Source organism: Stenotrophomonas sp. S41 (genome assembly GCF_016624625.1).
GTDB lineage: Bacteria > Pseudomonadota > Gammaproteobacteria > Xanthomonadales > Xanthomonadaceae > Stenotrophomonas.
This window is the reverse complement of record NZ_JACVTV010000217.1, coordinates 1-696: the sequence shown is the minus strand read 5'-3', so window position 1 is coordinate 696 and position 696 is coordinate 1. Positions and strand designations below refer to the sequence as shown.

The following is a 696-nucleotide window of genomic DNA, read 5'->3' as shown; positions in this document are numbered from 1 at the left end:
TCGGGCCCATGCGGCTCACGCCCCCGCAACCTCCCCCCTCCCCGCCTTGGACAGTTTCCGGGCGCTTCCAGTAGATCCACGCCACGCGTGGATGGCGCTTTCCCGGGAACCCCGGCATTCACGTCGGCCTTACGGGTCCGCGCCGAAGCTGGCGCTGCGGGGGAGACCGCAGCGGTACGTCACGAGGAGGCCCCACATGGAAGGTCTGGCTCCAAGCACCACCGCGTCATCCGCCCGTTCACTGGCGCTGACCGCCACCACGGACGAGCTGTCCTGGATCGCCGCGCTATGCGATGTCGGCGACGATGCACCGCGCCATCTGGCCCAGCTGAAGGCCCTGCAACGCCAGGGGGGCCGGCTCAGTGAGACGCAGGAATGGTACCCGTTCGAAGTGATCGAACGCGGTGCCAGCCGCCTGCAGCCAGGCCACGAGCGCGAGTTCGTGATCTGCGTGCTGCTGTGGCTGAAGGCGCTGGCCCAGGGCCGCGCCAGCGTGCTGGATCCGCACCTTCACCTGGATGACCGCGCGATGGACATCGAGGCGCTGCCCGATGCCCTGCGTGACACCCTGCTCGATGCATTCATGGATGCAGGGTATTGAGCGGCCCGTAAAACCCCGCTGCCGCTGCGCTCGCCGGGGGGGGGGGGGGGGGGGCGCGGCCCGCGCCGGGGGGGGGGCGGGGGGGGGGCGGGGGG

Annotated in this window: 1 protein-coding gene; it reads left to right on the top strand. The window is 71.3% G+C overall.

Features of this window, described 5'->3' with window-relative positions; genetic code table 11:
- The first annotated feature begins 196 nt into the window (after positions 1 to 196).
- Positions 197 to 601: a hypothetical protein gene (locus IAE56_RS20955; RefSeq protein WP_108770070.1), complete on the top strand. Its 405-nt coding sequence runs from the start codon at positions 197 to 199 to the stop codon at positions 599 to 601.
- Positions 602 to 696: the final 95 nt, after the last annotated feature.

Excerpts from the sequence above, each read along its gene's own strand:
- IAE56_RS20955 (WP_108770070.1), top strand. The coding sequence starts at position 197 with ATGGAAGGTCTGGCTCCAAGCACCACCGCGTCATCCGCCCGTTCACTG.